General features: G+C 63.6%; 12 protein-coding genes and 2 rRNA genes. 2 read left to right on the top strand and 12 right to left on the bottom strand.

Annotated features, from left to right (window positions below; all coding sequences use genetic code 11):
- Positions 1-6 precede the first annotated feature (6 nt).
- The 8 genes from mraY to coq7 all read right to left on the bottom strand — a co-directional run bounded on the left by mraY (position 7) and on the right by coq7 (position 8,868).
- Positions 7-1,176 carry a phospho-N-acetylmuramoyl-pentapeptide-transferase gene (gene mraY / locus BFD71_RS33245; protein ID WP_069268485.1) on the bottom strand — a complete coding sequence of 390 codons (1,170 nt, stop codon included), beginning with the start codon at positions 1,174-1,176 and terminating at the stop codon, positions 7-9.
- Between the two features lie 20 nt (positions 1,177-1,196).
- Positions 1,197-2,621: a UDP-N-acetylmuramoyl-tripeptide--D-alanyl-D-alanine ligase gene (locus BFD71_RS33240; RefSeq protein ID WP_069268484.1), complete on the bottom strand. Its 1,425-nt coding sequence runs from the start codon at positions 2,619-2,621 to the stop codon at positions 1,197-1,199.
- On the bottom strand, positions 2,618-4,168 hold the full coding sequence (locus BFD71_RS33235) for a UDP-N-acetylmuramoyl-L-alanyl-D-glutamate--2,6-diaminopimelate ligase (protein WP_069268483.1): 1,551 nt from the start codon (positions 4,166-4,168) through the stop codon (positions 2,618-2,620). The genes BFD71_RS33240 and BFD71_RS33235 overlap by 4 nt, the downstream gene beginning before the upstream one ends.
- Positions 4,165-6,057 carry a peptidoglycan D,D-transpeptidase FtsI family protein gene (locus tag BFD71_RS33230; RefSeq protein WP_069268482.1) on the bottom strand — a complete coding sequence of 631 codons (1,893 nt, stop codon included), beginning with the start codon at positions 6,055-6,057 and terminating at the stop codon, positions 4,165-4,167. Before BFD71_RS33230 ends, BFD71_RS33235 begins: the two co-directional genes overlap by 4 nt.
- A complete protein-coding gene (gene ftsL / locus BFD71_RS33225) occupies positions 6,054-6,410 on the bottom strand; it encodes a cell division protein FtsL (protein ID WP_028207784.1) in 357 nt (118 codons plus the stop codon). The genes BFD71_RS33230 and ftsL overlap by 4 nt, the downstream gene beginning before the upstream one ends.
- Positions 6,407-7,360, bottom strand: coding sequence for a 16S rRNA (cytosine(1402)-N(4))-methyltransferase RsmH (gene rsmH / locus BFD71_RS33220; protein ID WP_069268481.1), 954 nt, complete (start codon positions 7,358-7,360; stop codon positions 6,407-6,409). The genes ftsL and rsmH overlap by 4 nt, the downstream gene beginning before the upstream one ends.
- Positions 7,361-7,377: 17 nt before the next feature.
- Positions 7,378-7,806, bottom strand: a complete 429-nt coding sequence (gene mraZ / locus BFD71_RS33215; protein ID WP_028207782.1) for a division/cell wall cluster transcriptional repressor MraZ — start codon at positions 7,804-7,806, stop codon at positions 7,378-7,380.
- A 399-nt stretch (positions 7,807-8,205) separates the two neighbouring features.
- Positions 8,206-8,868 (bottom strand): 2-polyprenyl-3-methyl-6-methoxy-1,4-benzoquinone monooxygenase, encoded by a 663-nt coding sequence (gene coq7, locus BFD71_RS33210; protein ID WP_069268480.1) that lies wholly within the window; start codon positions 8,866-8,868, stop codon positions 8,206-8,208.
- Positions 8,869-9,176: 308 nt separating this feature from the next.
- On the opposite strand from coq7, the gene BFD71_RS33205 reads away from it, so the two are divergent.
- Positions 9,177-10,361 (top strand): porin, encoded by a 1,185-nt coding sequence (locus tag BFD71_RS33205; protein ID WP_069268479.1) that lies wholly within the window; start codon positions 9,177-9,179, stop codon positions 10,359-10,361.
- 163 nt (positions 10,362-10,524) lie between these two features.
- Here the strand turns inward: BFD71_RS33205 and BFD71_RS33200 are convergent, their stop codons facing one another.
- Entirely contained in the window at positions 10,525-12,198 is a 1,674-nt protein-coding gene (locus tag BFD71_RS33200) for a long-chain fatty acid--CoA ligase (RefSeq protein ID WP_069268478.1), read from the bottom strand.
- 148 nt (positions 12,199-12,346) lie between these two features.
- The gene (locus BFD71_RS33195) at positions 12,347-14,425 is read right to left on the bottom strand and encodes a molybdopterin-containing oxidoreductase family protein (RefSeq protein ID WP_069268477.1); all 2,079 of its coding nucleotides are present in this window, start codon (positions 14,423-14,425) and stop codon (positions 12,347-12,349) included.
- Between the two features lie 178 nt (positions 14,426-14,603).
- On the opposite strand from BFD71_RS33195, the gene BFD71_RS33190 reads away from it, so the two are divergent.
- Positions 14,604-15,797, top strand: a complete 1,194-nt coding sequence (locus BFD71_RS33190) for a M20 aminoacylase family protein (RefSeq protein ID WP_069268476.1) — start codon at positions 14,604-14,606, stop codon at positions 15,795-15,797.
- Positions 15,798-15,925: 128 nt separating this feature from the next.
- On the opposite strand, the gene rrf is transcribed toward BFD71_RS33190, so the two are convergent.
- Together rrf and BFD71_RS33180 are read right to left on the bottom strand one after the other, a co-directional pair.
- Positions 15,926-16,039, bottom strand: a 5S ribosomal RNA gene (gene rrf, locus BFD71_RS33185).
- Between the two features lie 195 nt (positions 16,040-16,234).
- Positions 16,235-16,460: ribosomal RNA gene (locus tag BFD71_RS33180) — 23S ribosomal RNA — on the bottom strand; the annotation flags it as partial.

The following is a 16,460-nucleotide window of genomic DNA, read 5'->3' as shown; positions in this document are numbered from 1 at the left end:
AGAGGCTCAACGCAGCTTGAGCGTGGACAGACCGATCAGACACAGCATCAGCGTGATGACCCAGAAACGCACGACAACCTGCGTTTCCTTCCAGCCAGACAGCTCGAAATGGTGATGCAGCGGCGCCATCTTGAAGATGCGGCGCCCTTCGCCGTAACGCTTCTTCGTGTACTTGAACCAGGTGACCTGCAGCATCACCGAGAGCGTCTCCGCAACGAAAATGCCGCCCATGATGAAGAGCACGATTTCCTGACGCACGATCACCGCAATGGTTCCCAGCGCGCCGCCGAGCGCGAGCGCGCCCACGTCGCCCATAAACACTTGCGCTGGATACGTGTTGAACCAGAGGAACGCGAGCCCTGCCCCGCCCATCGCCGAACAGAAGATGAGCAGTTCGCCGGCTCCGGCAATATGCGGAAAGAGCAGATACTTCGAGTAGACCGAGCTGCCCATCACGTAGGCGAACACGCCGAGCGACGCGCCAACGAGCACGACCGGCATGATCACGAGACCGTCGAGGCCGTCGGTGAGGTTCACGGCGTTGCTCGCGCCGACGATCACGAAGTACGTGAGCGCGATGAAGCCCCACACGCCGAGCGGATAGCTGATCGACTTGAGGAACGGCAGCAGCAAGTCGGCGCGCGCGGGCAGGCCCATCGACAGGCCGCTACGCACCCACGCCGTGAAGAGATCGAACACGCGCACGTTGCTCGCTTCGGACACACTGAACGCGAGGTACACCGCTGCGAACAGACCGATCACCGACTGCCAGAAGTACTTCTCGCGCGAAGACATGCCGCGCGGGTCCTTGTAGACGACCTTGCGATAGTCGTCGACCCAGCCGATCGCGCCGAAGCCGAACGTGACGAGCATCACGATCCAGATGAAGCGGTTCGTAAGATCGCCCCACAGCAAGGTAGAAACCGCGATGCCCAGCAGAATGAGCACGCCGCCCATGGTGGGCGTACCGGACTTCACGAGGTGAGTTTGCGGGCCGTCCGTGCGCACGGCCTGGCCGACCTTCATTGCGGTGAGCTTGCGGATCACCCACGGGCCGAGGAAAAGCCCGATCGCCATCGCGGTGATGGTGGCCATCACCGCACGGAACGTCAGATAACTGAACACGCGCAAGAAGCTTGCGTCATTCTGCAGCCATTGCGCCAGCGCCAGTAGCATGCCTTGTATTCCTTCGTATTTCAGTGCGCACCGGACTTCGCGTCCGGCGCAGGGTTTTGCGGATTCGTGAGTGCCGCTACTACGCGCTCCATCTGCATGAAGCGCGAGCCTTTCACGAGAATCGTTGCGCCCGCGCCGTAACCGGCACCAGCCAGTGCGCGCACGAGTTCGCTCACGTCGGCGGCATGCAGCGCCTGCGCGCCGAACGCCGTCGCGCTGTCACGCGCTGCGTCGCCGAGCGTGTAGAGCGCGTCGATGCCGCGTTCCTTCGCGTAAGCGCCCACCTCGCGGTGAAAGGCGGGACCGTCGTCGCCGACTTCGCCCATGTCTCCGAGCACCAGCACGCGCGGCGACGTGCGCAAAGCCAGCACGTCGATCGCTGCACGCACCGAGTCGGGATTCGCGTTGTAGGTGTCGTCGATCACCGTCGCGCCCGTCAGCTCGCCAAGCGCCGCGCGCTTCACCTGCAAGCGGCCCTTCACCGGCTCGAACGCCTCGAGCCCGCGGCCGATCGCTTCGAGCGAGACGCCCGACGCAATCGCCGCCGCCGTGGCCGCGAGCGCGTTGTGCGCGTTGTGTGCGCCCAGCACCTTCAACTCCACTTCGAGATGGCCTTCCGGCGTCGCGATCGCGAGACGGTTGCCCGCGAGCCTGTCGACGAGCTTGCCGGTGACTGCCGCTTCAACCGCACGCGTATCCGTATGCAGCGCGAAGTCGAGGATGCGCGAACCCGTCGCCGCCACGCGCCAGATGCTCGCGTAGGCATCGTCGGCGGGAAACACCGCGACGCCCGTGGGCTTGAGCGTGTGAATCACGCTCGCATGCTCGAGCGCGACGGCTTCCACCGTCGCCATGAATTCCTGATGTTCGCGCTGCGCGTTGTTCACCACCGCGACCGTCGGCTCGGCGAATTTCGCCAGCAACTCGGTCTCGCCCGGGTGATTCATGCCGAGTTCGACCACCGCCAGCCGATGAGCGCCGCTCAAACGCAGCAACGTTAACGGCACGCCGATGTCGTTATTGAGGTTTCCGGTGGTCGCGAGACGCAAATTTTCTCCAACGGCCGCCGCGAAGATCGACGCGATCATTTCCTTGACCGTCGTTTTGCCGTTACTGCCCGTCACGGCGACGAGCGGCATCGAGAAGCGGCGGCGCCAGCCGAGCGCGAGCGCGCCGAGCGCCTTGCGCGTGTCGTCCACGCGCAGCGCGGGGATGCGCCAGTCGCCGGGGCTGCGCGAAACAAGCGCCGCGCTCACCTGGCGGTTCGCTACTTCGCCGAGAAAGTCGTGCGCGTCGAAGCGGTCACCCTTGAGCGCGACGAAGAGATCGCCGGGGCCGGTGGTGCGGCTGTCGGTCGAAATGCGCTCGAACGTGGCGTTCTCGTCGCCGAGTACGCTCGCGCCGGGAATCAGCGCCGCGGCTTCCCGCAGGGAAAGCATCGTCATTCACCACCTCCGCGCCCGTGCGTGGCACGGGCGGCGAGTGCAAGCCGCGCGTGGTCCTGATCGGAGAACGCGCGCTTCTTGCCCATGATTTCCTGGGTCGCCTCGTGGCCTTTGCCGGCCAGCACGACGACGTCTTCGCGCGCCGCGCCGCGCACCGCCTGCAGGATCGCACTCGCACGATCCTCGATGCGGCGCGCCTTCGCGGCGTCGCGCATGCCTTGCGCGATCTGCTCGATGATCGCGGCCGGCGACTCGCTGCGCGGGTTGTCGCTCGTCACGACGACCTGGTCGGCGAGGCGTTCCGCGATCGCGCCCATGAGCGGGCGCTTGGTCGCGTCGCGATCGCCGCCGCAGCCGAACATGCAGACGAGCTGGCCGCCGCGTGCGGCCGCCATCGGGCGCAGCGCTTCGAGCGTTTTTTCGAGCGCGTCCGGCGTATGCGCGTAATCGATCACGATGAGCGGCTCGTCGTGATCGGCGCGGCCGCCAAGACGCTCCATGCGGCCGTTCACCGGCTGCAGCTTCGAGATCTCGTTGAGCGCCGCGACGAGCGGCACGTTCGCCGCAAGCAGCGCGCCGAGCACGCCGAGCAGATTGCTCACGTTGAAGAGGCCGAGAACATGCGCCTCGACTTGCGCCTCGCCCCAATCCGACGTTTCCAGATGAAACGCCGTGCCGGTGGCGGTCGCGCGCACGTCGTTCGCGCGCAGCCACGCGTCGGCGACGGGTGCGTCGGCGGCGGGCGTCGCCACGCTGTACGCAATCGTGCGAGCCTTGCCGCGCGTCGCGGCGATCAGGCGGCGGCCCGCTGCGTCGTCGGTGTTGATGATCGCGGCGCGCAGGCCCGGCCATGCGAACAGACGCGCCTTCGCGGCCTCGTAGGCCTCGAACGTGTGGTGATAGTCGAGATGGTCTTGCGTGAGATTCGTGAAGACGCCGATGTCGAACGACGTGCCGTTCACGCGGCCCTGATGCAGCGCGTGCGAGGAGACTTCCATCGCGATCGCCTGTGCGCCAGCGCCGCGCAATTGCGCGAGGCTGCGCTGCAGCTGCGGCGCGTCGGGCGTGGTGAAGCCCGTATGCACGAGCTGACCCGGAAAGCCCGTGCCCAGCGTGCCGACGATCGCGCACTTCTGGCCGATGGCCGTCAACGCCGAGGCGATCCACTGGCTGCACGACGTCTTGCCGTTTGTTCCCGTTACGCCGACCACGAGCATGGCATCGCTCGGGTGGCCATACCAGCCGCTGGCGATTTCGCCCGCGAGCACGTCGAGCTGCGGTACAGCCAGCGCAATCGACGCGTCGAGCTTCTCGCCCGCATACCCTTCCGGCTGATACAGCACGGCTGCAGCGCCCCGCTCGATCGCGTTGGCGATGTGCGGGCGGCTGTCCGCGCCCTCGACGGCGTAGGCGAGAAACACATCGCCCGGCTTGAGCGAGCGCGTGTCGGCGTGCAGGCCCGCTTCTGGCGCGACGTGCGCGCGCAGCCATGCGAGCGCGTCCGCGATCTGCCGGTGCGCGGGATGCTGGGTGCGCGTGGCGCTCATCGGACGACTCCGGGTCGATTTTTCGCGTTGTCCGCGACGGTCATGTGATGCGCGGCTGCGGCGCTTTTCGCGGTAGGCGTGTTCGCCGCGTGCTTCACGGGCGCAGCGGGCGCGTTCGCGACGGCCGGGGCCGAGGCGGCGGCGCTGTTATCCTCGACGACGAGCTGCTTCACCGGCATATCCGGCGGAACGTTGAGCGAGCGCAGCGTATCGCCGACGATGCCCGAGAACACCGGACCCGACACGGCACCGCCGAAGTGGCTGCCGGCCGTCGGTTCGTCGACCGTGACGGCCACGACGATGCGCGGATTCGGCATCGGCGCCATGCCGACGAACGACGCGCGGTATTTCGAATGATCGTAGCCGTGCGGGCCGTGCTTGTACGCCGTACCGGACTTGCCGCCCACGCGGTAGCCGGGCACGGCGGCGTCGGGCGAAGTGCCGTCCTTCGACACCACGCTCTCCAGCATCGTGCGCACTTCACGCGCCGTGGTCGGCGCGAAGACCTGGGTGCCCTGCACCGGCTGCGTGTCGCCGGGGTGGCGGAAGATCGTGACCGGCAGAATCTGGCCGTCGTGCGCGATCGCCGTGTACGCGCGCGCGAGCTGGAACAGCGAAACGGAGAGGCCGTAGCCGTAGGACATCGTCGCCTGCTCGATGCGGCGCCAGCTTTTCCACGGACGCAAACGGCCCGCCGCCGCGCCGGGGAACCCGACCTTCGGCGCCTGACCGAGACCGATGCTGGTGTACATGTCCCACATTTCTTCGGGCTTGAGCGTCATCGCGATCTTGGTCGCGCCGATGTTGCTCGACTTCTGGATCACGCCGCCCACCGTCAGCACGCCAAAACCGGCGTCGTCGGTGATGGTCGCACCGTCGAGGGTGAAGTGGCCCGCGCCCGTATCCACCAGTGTACTCGGCGAGACGCGGTGCAGATCCAGCGCAAGCGACACCGTGAAGGGCTTCATGATCGAACCCGGCTCGAACACGTCGGTGAGGATGCGGTTGCGAAGCTGCTCGCCCGTGAGATGCGAGCGGTCGTTCGGGTTGTAGGTCGGATAGTTCACGAGCGCGAGCACTTCGCCCGTGCGCACGTCCACCACCACCGCAGCGCCGGCCTTGGCCCTGAACTTCTCGACGGCAGCCTTCAGGTTCGAATAGGCGATGTACTGAATCTTGCTGTCGATCGACAGTTCGACGTCCTTGCCATCGTGGGGCACGACCGTCTCGTCGACGTCCTCGACGATGTGGCCCATGCGGTCCTTGATGACGTGGCGAATGCCCGGCACGCCCGCGAGCACCTTCTGGTCCGACAGCTCGACGCCTTCCTGGCCCTCGTCCTCGACGTTGGTGAAGCCGATCAAGTGCGCGGTGACGTCGCCTTCCGGATAGAAGCGCTTGTATTCGTTGCGCTGGTAAATACCCGGAATGTCGAGCGCCGTCACTTTCTGCGCGACGTCGAGCGGCACCTGGCGCTTCACATAGACGAAGGTCTTGTCTTCGTGGAGCTTCGCACGCAGCTCTTTCGTGTTCATGCCGAGCAGCGCGCCGAGCTGGTTGAGCTTGTCGGCGCCGAGATCGTCGGGCACGGCTTCGGGAATCGCCCAGATCGCGCGCACGGGCAGGCTCGTGGCGAGCACGAGGCCGTTACGGTCGAGAATCTTGCCGCGCGTGGCCGGTAACTCGATCGTGCGCTGGTAGCGGCTTTCGCCCTGCTTCTGATAGAACGCGTTGCCTGGCCCCTGAATCCAGAATGCGCGCGCGGCAAGCGCGACGAACGCCATGAAGAGCAGGAATACGACGAGCTTCGAGCGCCACATCGGCAGGCGCACGGAGAGAATGGGGTTGGCGCTGAAGGCAACGCTCTTGCGGCGATTGTCCTTTTTCATCGCGTGCCTCCGCGGCGGGCAGGCGTAGGCGCGGCGCCCTGCGGGGGCGCCGAGGTCGGCACGGGTGCGTCGACGGCGGTTGCGCTGCCGGGCGCGAGCGTCAGATATTGCGTGCGTCCGGTCGTGACGGGCTGCATCTTGAGCGAGTCGGTGGCGATCTGTTCGATGCGCGACGTTCTCGACAGCGCGCTCTGCTGATATTGAAGCTGTGCGTAGTCCTGCTGAAGCTGATGCTCCTGCGACTGCGCACGTTGCAACTGGATGAAGATCTGGCGCTGCTGATTGGTGGCGTTCACGACGGAAAGCGCGCACCCCATGACGACGATCAGCAGGAAGATGTTCAGACGATTCATGGCGTGACGCGCTCCGCGGTGCGCATCACGGCCGAGCGGGCGCGCGGATTCGCGGCGACTTCTTCGTCGCTCGCGAATACGCGGCCGAGCAGCTTGAGCGGCGGGCTCGGCAGGTCGACGGCGCGGATCGGCAAGCGGCGATCCACCGCCGGCGCGCTTGCGTGCGCCTGCATGAACCGCTTGACGATCCGGTCTTCGAGCGAATGAAAGCTGATGACCACCAGCCGCCCCCCCTGTTCCAGCAACGACAGTGCTGCTTCTAGAACGACCTGCAGCTCCGCAAGCTCTTGATTGACGTGAATCCGTATAGCTTGAAAGGTGCGGGTTGCCGGGTCCTTACCCTTCTCACGGGTTTTGACGACGTTAGCCACGATTTGGGCAAGCTCGCCCGTGCTGTCGAGAGGCCCGAGACGGTCGGACTCTGCCCGGCGAGCAACAAGCGCCTTTGCAATCTGAAAAGCAAACCGTTCTTCCCCATAATCCCGAATTACCTCCGTCAGTTCCTGCAACGTGGCCCGAGCGAGCCAGTCAGCGGCGGACTCGCCGCGCGTCGGGTCCATCCGCATGTCGAGCGGACCATCCGCGCGGAAACTGAAACCGCGCTGCGGATCGTCGAACTGCGGCGACGACACGCCAAGGTCCAGCAATATTCCCGACACACGCCCTACCCCGCGCGACGCGAGCTCGTCGCGCAGCGAAGCAAAACTCTCATGCACGATCGAGAACCGCGCGTCGTTCACGGTTTGCGCCGTCGCGATCGCCAGCGGGTCCTTGTCGAACGCGATCAGGCGCCCGGCCTCGCCGAGACGCCCGAGGATCGCGCGACTGTGCCCGCCGCGACCGAACGTGCCGTCCACATAGACGCCGTCCGCGCGCGTGACCAGCGCGTTCACCGCTTCGTCTAGCAGCACCGTGCGATGCTGCAGTCCCTGTCCCATCGCAGATGCCATAGCGTTTTGAACCGCGATCAGAACGTGAAATTTTTCAAGGCGTCGGGCATGCCCTGCGCCATCGCCGCCTGTTCCTTGGCGGCGTAGGTCTGCGCATCCCACAACTCAAAATGACTACCCATGCCGAGCAGCATGACTTCCTTTTCCATTCCTGCCGCCAGACGCAATTCAGGTGAGACGAGCACGCGGCCAGCACTATCGACATCGACGTCGGACGCATTGCCCAGAAAAATACGGCGCCACCAGTGCGCGTCCATCGGCAACGCGGCGACCTTCGAGCGGAACACTTCCCATTCGGGGCGCGGAAATAGCAACAGGCAGCCGTCCGGGTGCTTGGTGATCGTCACCCGTCCTTCTGCCTGTTGTTGCAGCGCTTCCCGATAGCGAGACGGAATCGACATCCGTCCTTTCGCATCGAGTGTTAGCGCCGACGCCCCCTGGAACAATTTGCTCCCCCTTATGCGGCGCTTTTGGCCGCCCGCCTAAATCCCGGAAAATCTACCTGAATACGCGCCTGAAATCACACAAAAATACACTTTCTCACACTGTCTCCCACTTTAGAGGAACGCCCAACGAGGGTCAAGGGAGACCGGACGTTTTTTGACGAAATTTATCCGCTAGAACAAGGACTTAGCGGCACTTGTTGAAGTCGCGACAAAAGCCAAAAACCGTTATGAATGAATGAGCTAACGCAGGTTCTGAAGGTGATACGTGAAAAGCGCGGCGATAAACGGCCTACGGAGGGATCGAGCGGGGGGCTTGCGGGGATTAAAACCGGGGGCTGAAAGCTCTGAAAGATTAATCCGAGTATGGGCCGACAGCGATTGCCGGCCCATACGCATTAATCAGATGTAGTAGGCGGTTCGCGTCATCACTTTCGATGCTACACGCATTAGCGAACGCACCGGCAAAGGCAATTCGACTCCGCCCAGATCGGCGGCCGATTTTGCGTGCGAGATTTCGTCGGCGCGCATTTGCTCGACAACCGCGCGCGACTCGAGATCGGCGGGCGGCAAGCTGTCGAGGTGGCTGTCGAGATGATGCTCGACCTGGCGCTCGGTTTCGGCCATGAAGCCGAGGCTCACCTTGTCACCCAGGCGGCCGGCGGCGAAGCCGATCGCGAGCGCGCCTGCGTACCAGAGCGGATTAAGGAGGCTCGGACGCGAGTCGAGCGCCTGTAGCCGGCGCGAGGTCCACGCGAGGTGGTCCTCTTCCTCGCGCGCGGCTTGCTCGAAGGCCGCCCTGAGCGAGGGCGAGCGCGCCGAGATTTTCTGCGCCTGATACAGCGCCTGCGCGCACACTTCGCCGACGTGATTGACGCGCATGAGGCCGGCGGCGTGCGTGCGCTCGGCAGGCGTGAGTTCGCTGCCGGCTGGTACGGCATCGCCCTCGGGCGTCACTTCGATGGTCACGGGGGAAGGCTGCGGCATCGGACGCGTCATGCGGGACACGCCGGTGAGAGAGCGCAGGCCCCGGTCGAATTCGGTAATCAAGTCATCTAGCGTCATCCAGCCTCCCTTTCATTTCGTTGGCGAGCCGGATTGGTCGCTCGCCCGGACTGCCCTTTCACCACTACACAAACTCACGGACATCCGTCAATCCGGGGCAGCGCCGATAGATAGCTGCATATTCTAGACCATGTTGTGTAAACGAAACAGGTACTTAGCGAGGCCCAGGCTTTTCCTTTGTGACTGTTAACCCTTTTGTTACATTACGTGCAACTTCTCGCGAAGTTAGAAGGACAGGACCCTACGCAAGATAAAAAACTGGTCCCGTTAAAAGACGCAAAAGATTCGCAAACACTGGAGATCATTCAATGAAGAAGTCGCTTCTCGCGCTGGCTGCGCTGGGCGCGTTCGCGGGCGTTGCTCACGCTCAGAGCAGCGTCACGCTGTACGGTATCATCGACGAAGGTTTCAACATCAACACGAATTCGGGTGGCAAGCACCTGTACAACCTGTCGAGCGGCGTGATGCAAGGCAGCCGTTTCGGCCTGCGCGGCGCTGAAGACCTCGGCGGCGGCCTGAAGGCAGTCTTCGTGTTGGAAAATGGTTTTGACGTGAACACCGGCAAGCTCGGTCAAGGCGGCCTGATGTTCGGTCGTCAGGCTTATGTCGGCCTCTCGAGCGCACAGTTCGGCACGGTCACGCTGGGTCGCCAGTACGACTCCGTCGTCGACTACGTCGGCCCGCTCGAAGCAGGCGACCAGTGGGGCGGCTACATCGCTGCTCACCCGCAGGATCTGGACAACTTCAACAACGCCTACCGTACGAACAACACGGTCAAGTTCACCAGCGCCAACTACGCTGGCCTGACGTTCGGCGGCACGTACAGCTTCGGTGGCCAGGCAGGCAACTTCTCGGCGAACCAGATCTGGTCGTTGGGCGCTGGCTACAACAACGGTCCCCTCGTCCTCGGCGTGGGCTACCTGAACGCACGTACGCCGAACGCTACCGGCGGCCTGTTCAACAACGGCGGCTCGGCTGGTGCTTCGGCAGCGCTGACGGCTGCTGGCAATCCGGTGTACGGCGGCTTCGCATCGGCCAACACGTACCAGGTCATCGGCGCAGGCGGCGCATACACGTTCGGCGCAGCAACGCTCGGCCTGACGTACTCGAACGTCAGCTTCCGCAACCTCGGCCAGACGTCGACCTCGCTGTTCCAACGCGGCACGAATGCCAACTTCAACAACGTCGAAGCGAACATCAAGTACCAGTTCACGCCGGCCCTGCTGGCAGGCTTCGCGTTCGACTTCACGGACGGCAGCAGCGTCACGCGTGCGAACGGCACGAGCGAAAGCGGCGCGAAGTACTTCCAGTACGCACTGGGCACGGACTACTTCCTGTCGAAGCGCACGGACGTCTACCTGATTGGCGTGTACCAGCACGCTACGGGCTCCGACTCGACGGGCAACACCGCTGTCGCGTCGATCAACGGCCTGACGCCGTCGAGCACGAACAACGTGTTCACGGCTCGCGTTGGTATCCGTCACAAGTTCTAAGAAGAACAGTCGCTGTAATCTCGAAGGCGCCTCCGGGCGCCTTTTTTCTTGGGTGCGTTTTGTCGTTTCGCCACAGTGCGCACGACAAAAAAGCGGCCTGCCCTCGACGGGCAGGCCGCTCTTCGCTTTTGACTCGCTGGCCTTTCGCTTCGCTCTTGCGTTTTCAGGCGCGACCGTCGCGCAGCTCGCGGCGCAGGATCTTGCCGACGTTGCTCTTGGGCAGATCGTTGCGGAACTCGATGATCTTCGGCCGCTTGTAGCCGGTGAGCTGCGTCTTGCAGTACTCGAACACGTCCTTGTCGGTGAGCGCCGGGTCCTTCTTGACGATATAGAGCTTCACCGCCTCGCCCGAATTCTGGTCCGGCACGCCCACCGCCGCCACTTCGAACACGCCCGGCAGCTTGGCCACGACATCCTCGACCTCGTTCGGATACACATTGAAGCCCGAGACCAGAATCATGTCCTTCTTGCGGTCGACGAGCTTGATGTAGCCGCGCGCGTTGATGAGACCGATGTCGCCCGACTTGAAGTAGCCGTCCGGCGTCATGACCTTCGCCGTTTCTTCGGGCCGCTGCCAGTAGCCCGCCATCACCTGCGGCCCACGGATGCAGATCTCGCCCGCCTCGCCGATCGGCAGTTCGTTGCCGGCGTCGTCGCGAATCGAGATTTCAGTGGAGGGCAGCGGCAAGCCGATCGTGCCGGTGTATTCCGTCGCCGTGACCGGATTGCAGGTCACGCTGGGTGAGGTTTCCGAGAGGCCATAGCCTTCGACGATCGGCGTATGCGTGCGCTCGTACCAGCGCTTGGCCACCGCTTCCTGCACCGCCATGCCGCCGCCGTTCGCAACGAGCAGGTGCGTGAAGTCCAGATTGCCGAATTCCGGATGGTTGAGCATCGCGTTGTAGAGCGTATTCACCGCGGGGAAACACGTGATCGAGTACCCGCGCAGCTCTTTGATCATGCCCGCGATATCGCGCGGATTCGGAATCAGGATCGCGAGACCGCCGGTGCGCAGCGTCAGCAGCCCGCAAACGGTCAGGGCGAACACGTGATAAAGAGGCAGCGCCGCGACCGTCACCGGTTGTGTACCGGACGGCAATTTCGCCAGCGCGGGCTCGGTCCATGCCGCCGACTGCAGCACGTTGGCGATCAGGTTGCGATGCAGCAGCGTCGCCCCCTTGGCCACACCGGTCGTGCCGCCCGTGTACTGCAGGAAGGCGACGTCCTCGGGCGTCTGTTCGACGCGCTTGAAGCCAGTGCGCGCACCTTCGGCGAGCGCGTCGTTGAAGCGCACGTGGCCGGGCAGGTTCCAGGCAGGCACCATCTTCTTCACGCTTCGCACGACAAAGTTGACGATGAAGCCCTTCGCGCCAAGGAGGTCGCCCATCGCCGCGACCAGCACGTGTTTCACGCGCGTATTGGCGACGACCGCGCTTACGGTTCCGGCAAAATTCTCGAGGACGACGATCGCCTCGGCGCCGCTGTCCTTCAACTGGTGTTCGAGTTCGCGCGGCGTGTAGAGCGGGTTCACGTTCACGACGACATACCCCGCGCGCAGCACTGCGGCGAGCGCGACCGGATACTGGAGCACGTTGGGCATCATGAGCGCGATGCGCGCACCACGTGCGATGCCGCGCGACTGGAACCACGCGGCCAGACGCTGGGAGAGCTGGTCCAGCTCGCCGTAGGTGATCGTCTTGCCCATGCAGGCGAAAGCGGGCTTTGCACGGAATTCGCTGAAGCTCTCCTCGAGCAGCGCAGTGATGGACGCGTAACGGCTTGCGTCGATTTCAGCGGGAACGCCGGGCGGGTACGATTTCAGCCAGACTTTTTCCATGCAGCGTCTCCTCCTTGATTTTTCGAATGGTCGTGCTAAAAAATTGGATCGTAGCATGGCGACCCAGCTTTTATGTCAGCAAATCAGCGAGTTAGAAAGGCCCCTCGAACGCACGTTGCGGGGCGGCTAGCGGTAGCTTGAGGCGCTTTCAGGCGCGCTCGACCTCGACGAGGCAGTCATAGAAAGTCGCTGAGCCGCCAAGATCGGTAAGCGCCTGGCTCGTCACTTCGTTGGCGTTGCGGCCATCCGGCGCAAGCTTCTTCCACCAGATCGACAGGCCGACCACGAGACCGCTGCGCGCCCGATCGGTCACACGCGCCCGCGCGCGCATCGAGCCGCGGTCGTTGAACACGCGAACCTCGTCGCCGTCGGCAATCTCGCGGCGGGCGGCGTCGGCCGGATGGAGGTCCACGTGCGGCTCCCCTTCGGTCGCGCGCAAGCTTTCCACGTTCACGAAGGTACTGTTCAGGAAGTTGCGCGCAGGCGGCGAGATCATCGCGAGCGGATAACGCGCGGCGAGTTCGGGCGCGCCATCCGCCGACTCGTGCGGCGGCAGGTAATCGGGCAGCGGATCGAGCCCGGCCTTCGCAAGCGCCTCGCTATGGAACTCGCACTTGCCCGTCGGCGTGCGAAAACCGCCGTTCGCAAACGGCGCTTCGGGGATGTTCAGCTTCAGCCAGCCTTCGCGCTTGAGCGCCGCCCAGTCGGCGCCGCCCAGTGCGGGATCGTTCCAGTCGAATGCATGGGCCGCCACGTCTTCATCGCTTTCGAACAGCGCCGGCTCGGTCAGACCCATCGCGCGTGCGATGCAGCGGAAGATTTCGGTATTCGGCCGCGCCTCGCCAACGGGCGCGATGGCCGGCAAGTTCGCCATGACGTGCGTGTGGCCGTACGACTTGTGGACGTCGAGATGTTCGAGCTGGGTCGTGGCCGGCAGAAGTAGATCGGCGTAATCGGCGGTGTCGGTCTGGAACTGCTCGAGCACGATCGTAAAGAGGTCCTCGCGCGCGAAGCCAGCCGCGACCTTCGCCGACTCGGGCGCAACCGCAACGGGATTCGAGTTGTAGACGACGATCGCTTCGACCTTCGGCCCGAATGCGGCGTCGCCTGCGTGCGTGAGCGCGTTGCCAATCTGGTTCATGTTGACGATGCGCGGCTGATGCTGCGGCCAGCCCGGGATCAGATCCGGACGCTGGAGCGCGTTCGCATCGACGGGCGCCCAGCCAGACGACGAAAGCAGCACGCCGCCCGCGCGCTCGCGCCATGCACCGGTCAACGCGGGCAGGCAGGCGATGGCACGCACGGCGTTGCCGCCGCCGCGCACGCGCTGCAGGCCATAGTTCATGCGAATTGCCGCCTTGCGCGTCGAGGCGTAGAGGCGCGCGAGATCGACGACTGCCTGCTCCTCGATGCCGCAGATCGCGGCGACACGTGCGGGCGTGTAGGTCAGCGCACGCGCCTTCAGCGCGTCGAAACCGTGCGTGTGGGCCGCAATGTAATCGTGATCGAGACGGTCCTCGGTGATCAGTACGTGCATCATGCCGAGCGCGAGCGCGCCGTCCGTGCCGGGCTTAAGCGCAATGTGCTGATGGCACTTTTCGGCCGTCAGCGAGCGATAGGGGTCGATCGCGATCAGCTTCGCGCCGTTGCGTTTCGCTTCCTGCGCGCGGGTCCAGAAGTGCAGGTTCGACGCAATAGGGTTGGCGCCCCAGATCAGGATCACTTCGCTTTCCGCGAAATACTCGGTGAGCATGCCAAGGCTCGAGCCGAACGTATAACGCAGGCCGGCGGCGCCTGCCGCCGCGCAGATCGCGCGATCGAGACGCGATGCGCCGAGCTTGTGGAAGAAGCACTGGGCGATGCTATCGCCCTGAACGAGTCCCATCGTGCCGGCATAGCTGTACGGCAGAATCGCTTCGGGCGCGCGCTGCGCGATTTCGCCGAGGCGTTCGGCCGCGATGCGACAGGCTTCCTCCCAGCTGATCGGCTCGAAACGCCCTTCCCCCTTGCGCCCCACACGCTTCATCGGCTGCGTCAAACGTTTCGGATGATGGACGCGCTCCGCATAGCGGGTCACCTTCGTGCACAGCACGCCTTGCGTGGGCGGGTGGTCGGGGTCGCCGCTCACCTTGATCGCCCGGCCATTTTCGACGCTCACGCGCATCGCGCAGGTATCGGGACAATCGTGCGGGCAAACTGCACGGGCAAATTCGGCTGGGGCGTTCATCGGAAATCCGTGGGTGAGGCGTTTTGTCGTAAAAGCGATTTTATTATGTTCGGGGTGCGGGCCCTGTACGCACCCTGTGCTTGGCGCGAAAAAAAAGGTTCGGCGTAGAATGGTCCGTCTAGACCCGGCCTATTTTGGAGACGAAGGCCGGGCGACCACTTTTCGAGCACCGTCCGCCATGAAACTGATCCCGGAAATCCAGGCCGCCCAAGGCGAAATTCAGGGCCTCCGACGAACGATCCACGCGCATCCCGAACTGCGCTACGAAGAAACCCAAACCTCCGACCTCGTTGCGGCAAAGCTCACGGAATGGGGCATTGAAGTGCATCGCGGCATGGGCCAAACCGGCGTTGTCGGCGTGCTCAAACGCGGCACCGGCAAACGGATGGTCGGATTACGCGCCGATATGGACGCGTTGCCGATCCAGGAACTCAATACGTTCGACCATCGCTCGCGCAACGAAGGCAAGATGCACGCGTGCGGCCACGACGGCCATACCGCGATGCTGCTTGGCGCGGCGCAATATCTCGCGCGGCACGGACAGTTCGACGGCACGATCGTCTTCATTTTCCAGCCCGCCGAAGAAGGCGGCGCCGGCGCGAAAGCCATGATCGAAGATGGCCTCTTCAAACAATTTCCCGTGGACGCCGTATTCGGCATTCATAACTGGCCGGGCATGCCGGCCGGCTACTTCGGCGTGACCGAAGGGCCGATTATGGCCTCGAGTAACGAATTCCGCATTGAAATCAAGGGCGTAGGTTCGCACGCCGCGTTGCCGCACAACGGCCGCGATCCGGTCTTCACGGCGGTGCAGATCGCGAACGGGTTGCAGAGCATCATCACGCGCAACAAGAAGCCGCTCGATACGGCCGTGCTCTCGATCACGCAGATTCATGCGGGCGACGCGGTCAACGTGGTGCCGAATACGGCATGGATCGCGGGAACGGTGCGTACCTTCACGACGGAAACGCTGGATCTGATCGAATCGCGACTGCGCAAGATCGCCGAGAGCACAGCTGATGCGTACGACTGCTCGGTCGACATCACCTTCCATCGCAACTATCCGCCGACGGTGAACAGCAGCGCGGAGGCGCAATTCGCCGCGGAGGTCATGCGCGAGGTTGTCGGCGCCGATCACGTCGATGCGAACGTCGAACCGACCATGGGCGCCGAGGACTTCTCGTTCATGCTGCTGGAGAAACCGGGCTGCTACGCGTTTCTCGGCAACGGCGAAGGCGGTCACCGTGATGCAGGGCACGGCGCAGGGCCTTGCATGCTGCACAACGCGAGCTATGACTTCAACGATCAACTGCTGCCGGTCGGTTCGTCGTTTTGGGTGCATCTGGCGACGAAATTTCTGGCGCAGCAGTAATTCGAGGCACCAATGCAAAAAGCCGTCCATTGGACGGCTTTTTTGTTTTCTGCATCTGAAGAAGCGCAAACGCCAGAACCCCGGTTCTCTTTCGGAGACACCGGGGTTCTGGACTTGCTGCATAAGGAGCCTGACGATTACCTACTTTCACACGGGCAATCCGCACTATCATCGGCGTGGAGCTGTTTCACGGTCCTGTTCGGGATGGGAAGGGGTGGGACCAGCTCGCTATGGTCATCAGGCTTGACGGGTTGCTGCGTCGCGCTTTGTGTTCGCGCCACAGCCAATCGGGAAGAAGCGTAAAGAGGGTGATGCTGAATTGGGGTTGTGTTGTTTCAGGCACAACACACATAGTGTGGGTTCTACGTAAATGCTGAAGCATTAACGTAGACCGACACGTGATCTCAACCGTGCGTCTTTAAAAACACACCTGTTATAGGATCAAGCCTTACGGGCAATTAGTATCAGTTAGCTTAACGCATTACTGCGCTTCCACACCTGACCTATCAACGTCCTGGTCTCGAACGACCCTTCAAGGGGATCAAGTCCCCGGGGAAGTCTCATCTTGAGGCGAGTTTCCCGCTTAGATGCTTTCAGCGGTTATCTCTTCCGAACATAGCTACCCGGCGATGCGACTGGCGTCACAACCGGTACACCAGAGGT

Source organism: Paraburkholderia nodosa (assembly GCF_001718195.1).
Lineage (GTDB): Bacteria > Pseudomonadota > Gammaproteobacteria > Burkholderiales > Burkholderiaceae > Paraburkholderia > Paraburkholderia nodosa_A.
Note: the sequence above shows the minus strand (reverse complement) of the source record. Positions and strands in the feature narration are given on the sequence as shown.

What these genes read in the sequence shown, in the direction of transcription:
- mraY (WP_069268485.1), bottom strand. Translation starts at nt 1,176, where the DNA reads ATGCTACTGGCGCTGGCGCAATGGCTGCAGAATGACGCAAGCTTCTTG.
- BFD71_RS33240 (WP_069268484.1), bottom strand. Translation starts at nt 2,621, where the DNA reads ATGACGATGCTTTCCCTGCGGGAAGCCGCGGCGCTGATTCCCGGCGCG.
- BFD71_RS33235 (WP_069268483.1), bottom strand. Translation starts at nt 4,168, where the DNA reads ATGAGCGCCACGCGCACCCAGCATCCCGCGCACCGGCAGATCGCGGAC.
- BFD71_RS33230 (WP_069268482.1), bottom strand. Translation starts at nt 6,057, where the DNA reads ATGAAAAAGGACAATCGCCGCAAGAGCGTTGCCTTCAGCGCCAACCCC.
- ftsL (WP_028207784.1), bottom strand. Translation starts at nt 6,410, where the DNA reads ATGAATCGTCTGAACATCTTCCTGCTGATCGTCGTCATGGGGTGCGCG.
- rsmH (WP_069268481.1), bottom strand. Translation starts at nt 7,360, where the DNA reads ATGGCATCTGCGATGGGACAGGGACTGCAGCATCGCACGGTGCTGCTA.
- coq7 (WP_069268480.1), bottom strand. Translation starts at nt 8,868, where the DNA reads ATGACGCTAGATGACTTGATTACCGAATTCGACCGGGGCCTGCGCTCT.
- BFD71_RS33205 (WP_069268479.1), top strand. Translation starts at nt 9,177, where the DNA reads ATGAAGAAGTCGCTTCTCGCGCTGGCTGCGCTGGGCGCGTTCGCGGGC.
- BFD71_RS33200 (WP_069268478.1), bottom strand. Translation starts at nt 12,198, where the DNA reads ATGGAAAAAGTCTGGCTGAAATCGTACCCGCCCGGCGTTCCCGCTGAA.
- BFD71_RS33195 (WP_069268477.1), bottom strand. Translation starts at nt 14,425, where the DNA reads ATGAACGCCCCAGCCGAATTTGCCCGTGCAGTTTGCCCGCACGATTGT.
- BFD71_RS33190 (WP_069268476.1), top strand. Translation starts at nt 14,604, where the DNA reads ATGAAACTGATCCCGGAAATCCAGGCCGCCCAAGGCGAAATTCAGGGC.